Genomic DNA, 8,785 nt, shown 5'->3' on the forward strand with positions numbered 1-8,785 from the left:
TGGGTGCCGATATTGCCGCCTGCGCCCGGCCGGTTTTCGACAACCACCGATGCGCTCAGCACCTCGCCAAGCTTCTGGCTGACCAAGCGACCCACAATATCGTTGGTGCCCCCGGCTGCTTGCGGAACAATCATGACGATGGGCCGGCTTGGGTAAACGCCTTGTGCACCGCACAGCAAGGGCGCAAGCAGAAGCACAGTCAGCCAAATACGGCGCGGCAGGCAGAGGGTCAGCAGGGGCATGAATTGTCTCCTTGTAATCGCCTATGGTGACCGCAGGCGGCCTGCAACGCAATCATGCTTTTCAAGACCCAGCCTTCGAAAAAACAGAAGCCTGAGCTACCATGGTGTCATGCAATTTGACCTGACTGACCTGCGCCTTTTTGTACTGGCGGCCGACGAACGCAACCTCACCCGTGCCGCTGCGGGGCGTCACCTGTCGCTGGCCGCCGCCAGCGCGCGCATCAAGGCGCTGGAACAACACGCCGGCCTGCCGCTGCTGTACCGCGAAGCGCGCGGCGTGCGACTGACCCCCGGTGGCGAGGCCTTCCTGCACCATGCGCGAGGCATCTTGCGTCAGTCAGAAAAGCTGCGTGCAGATTTGCAGGAATACGGCGGCGGCCTGCGCGGGCATCTGAGGGTGTTTGCCAACACCACGGCAGTCACGGATTTTTTGCCGGAAATCCTTCCTGAATTTCTATCGGCCAATCCGAAAATCAATATTGACCTTCAGGAAAAACCGAACCCTGAGATTGCCCGTGGCGTACTCGACGGCCGGGCAGACATCGGCATCGTCGCCGGCAAGGTCGATACGCTGGGACTGGAGTCCATCCACTTCAGCACCGACCGGCTGGTACTGGCCACGGCGAAGAATCACCGCTTTGCCCGCCGCAAAAAAATTGCGTTTGCCGAAACCCTCGACGACGACCAGGTGGGCATGCAGTCGGGCAGCACGCTGCAGACATTTCTGGCCCAGGTGACCGATGCGTTGGGCAAGCCGCTGAAACTGCGCATCCAGCTATCGAGCTTCGACGCCATGTGCCGCATGATAGGCGCGGGTGTGGGGGTCGGTATCGTGCCGGAGTCGGCCGCGCGACGCAACCAGGTCGCCATGGGCATCACGCTGATCGAGTTGACCGACCCGTGGAGCGTGCGCGAGCGTTACATCCTGGTGCGCAACCGCAGCGCCCTGCCGCTCTACGCAGAGTCGCTGATTGAGACCTTGTGCGCGCATTACCGCTGAGCGGCGTGGCGTACAAACCTCAATTACGCAGCTTGCCGTCGCGCGTGACCATGCCCAGTTCCACATACTTGCTGCCATGGTGCTGGCTGGTGGTGTAAGACACGGTGAAACCACCGGTGTCATAACTGCCCAGGGAACTCATGGCTGCCAGCAAGGACTTGGCGTCGCCGGGTTTCTTGCTGCGGCGCATGGCTTCGGTCAGCACCTTGGCGCCTATGCAGGATTCAAGGTGGGTGCTGTTCATGGCCTGCTTGACGCCGGCATCCTTGAGCACCTTGGCGCATTCCTTGACGACCGGCAATGAGGAGGAGGTATTGGGAACCACCTGAGAGATGGACACACCAGCGCCGGCTTCAGCCGCCGCCTCGATGTATTGCTGCGCACCCACAAAGGACAGACTGGAGGTGGGAATGAACTTGCCCTGCGCCACGATCTGTTTGCTGATTTCTGACGCAGGGCCGGACAGCACGGTGTTGATGATCACGTCGGGCTTGAGCTGGAGCAACTGGCTGACCTGTGCCTCACTGACCTTGGCGTTTCGTTGCAGGGCAAAGGCCGCAGGTTTTTTGTCCTGCTTGGCCAGGTAGTCGGTGACCACGGCCAGGTTTTGCTTGCCGACCTCGTCGTCGTAATGCACCACCACCACCTGCTTGATGCCCAGACCGGTCCAGAAGGCCAGCATTTTTTCCAGTTCATCGCCGTAGGACGCACGCAGCGTGAACACCACCGGGCTGGCCTTGCGCACCGGGTTGGCACCTGAAAACGGCGCAAAGAACAGGACACCGGCCTTCTCGGCCTGCGGCATGGCGTCCAGGCTCAGCGTGGCCGATGCAAAACCGAACAGCGCCACCGCGTCGTTGGTTTCAAGCAGTTTCTGGGTGTTGGCACCGGCCAGCTTGCGGTCATTTTTGTCGTCCAGCGAGACCAGTTCGATCGGCAAGCCGCCAACACCCCCCCTGGCGTTCACTGATTTGAAGTAAGCCTGCGCACCATCCTGGATGTCGCGGCCGAAGCTGGCATTGCCGCCACTCAGCGGAGCGGACTGGCCAACGACCCAGGCCTTCTGTGCGTGGCTGGTGCCCGCAAAAAACAGGAGAGACAAACACAGGGACGAAAGGACGGAGAGACGAGATTTTTTGGCAGCAGACATGAATTTCACCAATCAAAAAAAAAGCCGGGCAAAGGCCAGGAGCAAGGCTTAGATGCTATTGCACGCCTTGGAAAAATTGATCGATGCACGGACGCCGTGCGACAGGTGACCCAGCCCACGCGACAAGCGGCGTCGCAGCGCGAGTCAGATGTAACACAAGGTAATCGTCGACCTCAACGGCCCTTCCAGACGGGACTTCTTTTATCCACAAAGGCTGCGACACCTTCGTGAAAATCGGCGCTGCCGTAACACTGCCGGATCAGGTCTTCGTCGGGCGGCAGGCTGCTGCTGACCAAACGGCGCAGGCCCTCTTTGCTGACACTTTGCGTCACCGGGGCCAATCCGGCGAGGCGCTCACACAGCTTGCCCAGTTGCACGTCGATCTCGGCAGGCTCCACCGTCTGCAACAGGAAGCCGCAGGCCAGCGCTTCCTCGGCGCCCAGCACCTCGGCCAGCATCAACATGCGCTTGACACGCGGGATGCCGAACACAGCGGACAGACGCGACAGATTGGCCACCGACAGGCAGTTGCCCAGGGTTTTGGCAATTGGCACGCCGAAACGCGAGCCTGTCGTGGCGATACGGAAGTCGCAGGCCGTGGCAATCGCCAGTCCGCCACCTATGGTCCAGCCTTCGATGACGGCGACCGTGGGCATGGGCAGTGACTCCAGCCGGGCGATGCACTGGTCAATTTGTTTTTCGTAGGCGACACCGTCCTCGCCGCTGCTGAAGGTGGTGAACTGCTCGATGTCGGTGCCGGCCACAAAGGCCTGGCCGCCGGCACCGCGAAACGTCACAACCCGCACCGAGGTGTCGGCCTGGAGCTGCTCGCAGATTTGGTTGAGCCGCTCGTACATGGCCCAGGTCATGGCGTTGCGCGCGGTCGGACGGTCGAACAGCACCGAGGCCATGCCGGCCTGGATGCTCAGGTGTACAGTGCCCGCGCTCATGCCGCAAAAGCGCCCTGCTCGCCGAGCTTTGCCTGTTCCTCCGGGCCAATGCCCAGCTCGGTCAACACTTCTGCCGTGTGTTCGCCCAGTCGTGGCGGATGACGCGTCACCTGCTGCGGTGTGCCGGACATCTTGACCGCGAAGCCGATGTTGGGCACCTTGCCTTCGACCGGATGATCGATCTCCATGCGCATCTCGCGCGCCTTGGCATGGTCGCTGTCAAAGGCTTCGGGGTAGGTCAGGATCGGGCCGGCGGGAATGCCGGCTTCAAGAAAAGTGCTGACCCAATAGTCCTTGGGCTGGAGGCGGAAGGTTTTCTCCAGTTCCACTTCCAGCGAATGACGGTTTGCCAGGCGCAGCGAGATGGTGGAGAAGCGTTCATCGGTGAGCAGCTCTTCACGGCCCATCAGTTTGCACAGTTGCACCCAGAGTTTCTGGTTGTTGGCGCCCATGACAAAGTAACCGTCGGAGCAAGCCATTGCCTGGTAGGGTGCAGTCATTTTGTTCGAGGTGCCCAGCGGCTCGGGCGCCTTGCCTGTGCCCCAGTAGTCGCAGATGTCCCAGACCGAAAACGCCAGCGCCGAATCGAACAGCGAGGCGTCCACATGCTGCCCCTCACCGCTCGTTTTCGCGCCGATGTAGGCCGACAGCGTGGCATACACGGCAAACAGCGCGCAGCCAATGTCAGCCACCGGCACGCCGGCCTTGACTGGCGGGCTGTTGGGGTAACCGGTGACACTCATCACGCCCGACATGGCCTGCGCCATCAGATCAAACCCCGGTCGGTCCGACCAGGGGCCGGTCTGGCCGAAGCCCGAGATGCTGGTGTAGACCAGGCGTGGGTTGACTTCTTTCAGGACCTCGTAGCCCAGGCCCAACTTCTTCATCGCGCCGGGGCGGTAGTTCTCGAGCAGGATGTCGGCATCTTTGGCCAGTCGCAGCAGCAGTGCCTTGCCGGCTTCCGACTTGAGGTTGAGCGCAACGCTGCGCTTGTTGCGGTTCATGTTCAGAAAACCCAGCGAATCCGGCCCCTTCATTTTGAAACCCATGGCGCCGCGCGTCTGGTCACCGCTGCCGGGCGGCTCGATCTTGATCACATCGGCGCCCATGTCCGCCAGCAACATGCAGGCATAGGGCCCGGCCATCACCTGGCTGATGTCCAGCACGCGAACACCGGCCAGCGGCAGCGGCCGTGCCGGCTTTTTTGCCTGCTCATTCATTGACGCTTGGTTCACTCGAGTCCTTTTAGTTGGCCGTTGCAGGCCTGCGGAATTAAAAAATCCTCCCGCATCGGGCCGGGAGGACAAGTTGGACGCCGCCGCCATGGCGATCGTCCGGAAGCAAAAAAATTGACCTTAGCGCGATCCAGCGCCTATGGTTCAAGAATCCGCCTTGACCCCGCCGTCCTTGATGATCTTGGCCCACTTGACCTGCTCGGCAGCCATGAAGTCGCCGAACTTCTCGGTCGAGCCACCGCCGTCCTGAGCGCCGGAAGCGGCCAGCTTCTCCATCACGTCGGGCATCAGCATGACCTTGTTGATGTCTTCATTCATGCGTTTGGCCATGGCCAGCGGCATTTTTGCGGGGCCGGCCAGCCCATACCAGGTGGTCGCCTCGAAGCCGGGGAAGCCCGACTCGGCCATGGTCGGCACGTTGGCATAGGCGGGCACGCGTTGCAGGCGCGTCTGCGCGATCGCGATCGCCTTGCCGTTTTTCACATGCGGTGTGGCCGCCGTCATGGTGTCGAAGCTGTACTGGATGGTGCCGCCAATCAGGTCGGTCAGCATCGGGCCGGAGCCCTTGTACGGCACATGGATGGCCTGGACCTTGGCGGCCAGCTTGAACATCTCCAGCGCCAGGTGCTGCGCGCTGCCGGTGCCGGCCGAGCCGAAGCTGATCTTGCCGGGGTTGGCGCGGCACAACTCGACCAAATCCTTCACGTTCTTGGCCGGCTGGTTCTCGTTACAGATCAGCAGGTTGGGCGTGACGCCGACCAGCACCACCGGCTGGAAGTCCTTGGCTGCGTCATAGTTGACCTTCTGCAGCGCCGGCGTGATGGCCTGGCTGTTGATGTGCGCCATCAGCAGCGTGGCGCCGTCACCGGGCTGCTTGGCCACGTAGTCAGCGGCGATGGTGCCCGAGGCGCCGGCCCTGTTCTCGACGATGACCTGCGTCTTCCACATCTCCCCGAGCTTTTGCCCGATCACGCGCGCCAGGATGTCAGTACCGCCGCCAGGGGCGAAACCCACAATGATGCGCACCGGCCCGGTGGGCAGGTTCTGCGCCAGGATCAATGAGGGAAAGGCCATTGCCGCGGCGCCGGCGGTCACAAGGGTTCTGCGTTGCATGGTTTGTCTCCAGTGGGTAGTTTTGAAATCGTCAGCAAAAAAAAGAAGCGCAGGAAATCAGGAAGGGACAGAAAGGAACAGGAAGAAACGGAGTTCAGGCCGCCTTGCGCAGCGGCACCACCGCGGCATGGCTGGAAAAATGGTCCATCGCGGCCTGCACACCCGAGCCGGCCAGCTTCACACCGGCGAGCTTGAGCCCCATCTCGCAGCCCGACAGCGCCGCCATCAGGGTCAGGTCGTTGCAGTCGCCGAGGTGGCCGATACGGAACATCCTGCCCTTGACCTTGCCCAGGCCGGTGCCCAGCGAACAGTCAAAACGCTCGTAAATTATCTTGCGCACCACGTCGGCATCCACACCTTCGGGCGTCATCACGCCGGTGAGGATGGGTGAATACACCGCAGCATCGGCGCATTGGATCTGCAGACCCCAGGCCCGTACCGCAGCACGCACGCCCTCTGCCCAGCGCTGATGCCGCACAAATACCAGGTCCAGGCCGTGCTCCAGCAGCATGTCGCAGGCTTCGTTGAGGCCGTAGAGCAAATTGGTGTTGGGCGTGGACGGCCAGTAGCCGGTCTTGTTCATCTCAATGATTTCGTCCCAGGCCCAGAAGGCCTTGGGCAGCTTGGCCGTCTTGCTGGCTTCCAGCGCTTTCGCAGACACGGCATTGAAGCTGATGCCGGGCGGCAGCATCAGGCCTTTTTGCGAGCCGCTGATGCTGACGTCGACGCCCCACTCGTCGTGTTTGTAGTCGGCCGACGCCAGACCCGAGATGGTGTCCACCAGCAACAGCGCCGGATGTTTGGCGGCGTCGATCGCCTTGCGCACGGCGGCGATGTTGCTGGTTACCCCGGTCGAGGTTTCGTTGTGCACCACACAAACCGCCTTGATGCTGTGCTGGGCGTCGGCCTTGAGCCGCTCTTCAATCAGGTCGGCGCGCACGCCGTGGCGCCAGATTTCAGCGCCGGGGTCACTCATCACCTCCGTCTTCAGGCCGACACGCGCGGCCAGCTTTTGCCACAGCGCGGCGAAGTGGCCGGTTTCATACATCAGCACGTGGTCGCCGGCGCTCAGGGTGTTGACCAGGGCCGCCTCCCAGGCACCCGTGCCAGAGGCCGGGTAAATCATCACCGGCTGTTTGGTCTTGAAGATTTTCTTGATGTCGGCCAGCACCTTCAGCCCCAGCGCGCCGAACTCGGGGCCGCGGTGGTCGATGGTCGGCAGGCTCATGGCGCGCAGGATGCGGTCAGGCACCGGGGACGGGCCAGGGATTTGCAGGAAATGGCGGCCAGTGGGGTGAAAGTCAAGCGTCAGCATAAATCGATTGCTCCATGAAGATGTGCCATTTTTTGCATACAAAATTCATTTGTCAACCTTTTTCAGCCAAATATAGGGTTTGACTTAGGTCTTTTTTGCATACAAAATTTACATATGAGTGCCGACATCATCCCCATTCCCCGTGCCGCCCTGCATGAACAGGTGGCCCACCGCCTGCGCCAGATGCTGGTTGAAAACCGTATCCAGCCAGGCGCCAAGCTCAATGAACGTGAGCTCAGCGAGGTCCTCAACGTCTCGCGCACGCCGCTGCGTGAAGCCATCAAGATGCTGGCCGCCGAGGGCCTGGTCGAGTTGCTGCCGAACCGCGGCGCAATTGCGGTCGAGCTGAGCGAGGCTGATGTGCTCAATACCTTTGAGGTGATGTCCGGGCTGGAGGCCCAGTCGGGCGCCCTGGCGGCCGAGCGCATCACCGAGGCTGAACTCGATGAGATCAAGGCCATGCATTACGAAATGCTGGCGGCCTACACGCGGCGCGACCTGCCGGCCTATTACCAGCTCAACTCGGCGATTCATCGCGCCATCAATGCCGCAGCCAAAAACCCGGTGCTGACCGCCACCTACAACCAGGTCAACGCCCGGTTGCAGGCCTTGCGTTTTCGCTCCAACCAGGACGGCGAAAAATGGCAGGCCGCTGTCAGGGAACACGAGCTGATGATCCAGGCCCTGAGTGAGTGCGATCCGCAGGCCATGCGAACCGTGCTCGGCAACCACCTCAACAACAAGCTCAGTGTGGTGATTGAACAGGTGCGCGCAGCCCAGAGTGCGGCCACGGCCCAGGCCAAGGCATGAACGCGCCCCTGCCCCTGAAAGTCACGCGCGACACTGCGGCGCAAGCCTATGAACAGGTGGCCCGCGTCAGCAACGAGGTCGCCGGCAAACTGGCGGCGCGGCTGGCCGCAGAAACCTGCGGCGAGGTGTTGTTCTCTGCCGCCGACCGGGGGCGTTACGCCACCGACGCCTCGATCTACCAGGTCCTACCAGCCGGTGTGTTTGTGCCAACCGGTGCGCCCGACGTCAAGACCGCACTCGACATCTGCCGCGACATGGGTGTGCCGATTGTTCCGCGCGGCGGTGGCACCAGCCAGTGCGGCCAGACCGTGGGCACCGGGCTGGTCATTGACCATGCCAAGCACATGCGCAACATCGTGGACGTGGATGTGGACAAGCGCACAGCCGTGGTCGAGCCCGGCATCGTGCTCGACCACCTGAACGCAGCCTTGAAAAAACACGGCCTGTGGTACCCGGTCGATGTGTCCACGGCGGCGCAGGCCACGCTGGGCGGTATGGCCGGCAACAACTCCTGCGGCAGCCGCAGCATCGCCTACGGCAACATGGTGCACAACGTGCTGGGCGCCGAAGCCTGGACCTCTGACGGCCACCTGCTGCAACTCGGGACCTGGGCCGGCAGCAGCGGCAAGGCGCGCGAACTCGGCGGCTATGTGCGTACGCTGGCCGAAGAGTTGCAACCGGCGATCAACCGGCTCTGGCCGACCGTGATGCGGCGCGTCGGCGGCTACAACCTGGACATCTTCGATCCGCGCAGCGAGCGGCCCTACACGAACGACGGTTCGGTGAACCTGTCGCACCTGCTAATCGGCAGTGAAGGCACGCTGGCACTGACCAAATCGCTCACCTTGCAACTGGCGGAGCTGCCCAAAGCCAAGGTGCTGGGCGTGGTGAACTTCCCGACCTTTTACCGCGCGATGGACGCGGCCCAGCACATCGTCAAAATCGGCGACGGTACGCTGACAGCGGTCGA

At 62.2% G+C, this 8,785-nt stretch carries 8 protein-coding genes and 1 pseudogene; 3 read left to right on the forward strand and 6 right to left on the reverse strand.

Features of this window, described 5'->3' with window-relative positions; all coding sequences use genetic code 11:
- Positions 1-242 (reverse strand): annotated as a pseudogene (locus ACH2CW_RS10115) (tripartite tricarboxylate transporter substrate binding protein); the annotation flags it as partial.
- A 109-nt stretch (positions 243-351) separates the two neighbouring features.
- Between ACH2CW_RS10115 and ACH2CW_RS10120 the strand changes: the two are divergent.
- On the forward strand, positions 352-1,242 hold the full coding sequence (locus ACH2CW_RS10120; protein WP_395057683.1) for a LysR family transcriptional regulator: 891 nt from the start codon (positions 352-354) through the stop codon (positions 1,240-1,242).
- A 19-nt stretch (positions 1,243-1,261) separates the two neighbouring features.
- On the opposite strand, the gene ACH2CW_RS10125 is transcribed toward ACH2CW_RS10120, so the two are convergent.
- From ACH2CW_RS10125 to ACH2CW_RS10145, 5 genes are all read right to left on the reverse strand, one after another.
- Positions 1,262-2,344, reverse strand: coding sequence for an ABC transporter substrate-binding protein (locus tag ACH2CW_RS10125; RefSeq protein WP_395057685.1), 1,083 nt, complete (start codon positions 2,342-2,344; stop codon positions 1,262-1,264).
- Between the two features lie 221 nt (positions 2,345-2,565).
- Positions 2,566-3,342, reverse strand: coding sequence for an enoyl-CoA hydratase/isomerase family protein (locus tag ACH2CW_RS10130; protein ID WP_395057687.1), 777 nt, complete (start codon positions 3,340-3,342; stop codon positions 2,566-2,568).
- Positions 3,339-4,562: a CaiB/BaiF CoA transferase family protein gene (locus ACH2CW_RS10135; protein ID WP_395057697.1), complete on the reverse strand. Its 1,224-nt coding sequence runs from the start codon at positions 4,560-4,562 to the stop codon at positions 3,339-3,341. Before ACH2CW_RS10135 ends, ACH2CW_RS10130 begins: the two co-directional genes overlap by 4 nt.
- A 159-nt stretch (positions 4,563-4,721) precedes the next feature.
- Entirely contained in the window at positions 4,722-5,690 is a 969-nt protein-coding gene (locus tag ACH2CW_RS10140) for a Bug family tripartite tricarboxylate transporter substrate binding protein (RefSeq protein ID WP_395057689.1), read from the reverse strand.
- A gap of 94 nt (positions 5,691-5,784) precedes the next feature.
- Complete coding sequence (locus tag ACH2CW_RS10145) at positions 5,785-7,005, reverse strand: pyridoxal-phosphate-dependent aminotransferase family protein (RefSeq protein ID WP_395057691.1); 1,221 nt, start codon at positions 7,003-7,005, stop codon at positions 5,785-5,787.
- 114 nt (positions 7,006-7,119) lie between these two features.
- Here ACH2CW_RS10145 and ACH2CW_RS10150 point away from each other — a divergent pair, with 114 nt between their 5' ends.
- Entirely contained in the window at positions 7,120-7,815 is a 696-nt protein-coding gene (locus tag ACH2CW_RS10150; protein ID WP_395057693.1) for a GntR family transcriptional regulator, read from the forward strand.
- Positions 7,812-8,785, forward strand: a 974-nt coding sequence (locus ACH2CW_RS10155; RefSeq protein ID WP_395057695.1) for an FAD-binding oxidoreductase, incomplete at its 3' end; no start/stop codon positions are given. The genes ACH2CW_RS10150 and ACH2CW_RS10155, both read left to right, overlap by 4 nt.

The organism is Polaromonas sp. (assembly GCF_043778355.1).
Classification (GTDB): domain Bacteria; phylum Pseudomonadota; class Gammaproteobacteria; order Burkholderiales; family Burkholderiaceae_C; genus Polaromonas.